This is a genomic window from Intrasporangium chromatireducens Q5-1 (assembly GCF_000576575.1).
In the GTDB taxonomy this organism is placed as follows: domain Bacteria; phylum Actinomycetota; class Actinomycetes; order Actinomycetales; family Dermatophilaceae; genus Intrasporangium_A; species Intrasporangium_A chromatireducens.
Window position 1 is genome coordinate 1 of sequence record NZ_AWQS01000593.1, and the last position, 471, is coordinate 471.

Consider the following 471-nt stretch of genomic DNA (forward strand, 5'->3'; position numbering starts at 1 on the left):
CAACCGACGAAAGGCCACCAACCGTCGGAACCTCACTGCCCGTCGAATGGCCTCGTCCCACCGAGCGTCCGCGCCCTGATGGACGCCTCCGTCGGAATCCTGCGCACCGGCGCAGGACTGGAGGCGGCAGAGGACGCCCTGCGCGACGCCGGCCAAGTGGATCTCGAGCAACTCGACGATGGAACACTCGTGGCGCTGCTCGTGACGCGCTGCGCCCTGCATCGTCGAGAGAGCCGCGGCGGCCACACTCGGCTCGACCACACCACGACGGCCGTCGTGCCAGACCACACGAACGTCACGTTGGTTGACCTTCTCAGTCAGTCCGGTCACCGTCGCGACCGACTGCTCACCGGGCTGGATGATGCCGAGGGTCGAGTGCGCACCACGCCTCAACCCGACCCTGCACCTGCACCCCACGCGCCGACTGACCCCCAACCGTCAGCCCTCAAACCGACACATCCCCTCGCCCAC

Annotated in this window: 1 protein-coding gene; it reads left to right on the forward strand. The window is 68.2% G+C overall.

Going from position 1 to position 471, the window contains the following annotated elements; all coding sequences use genetic code 11:
* Window positions 1-78 precede the first annotated feature (78 nt).
* Window positions 79-471, forward strand: a 393-nt coding sequence (locus tag N864_RS24420) for a hypothetical protein (protein WP_205621054.1), incomplete at its 3' end; no start/stop codon positions are given.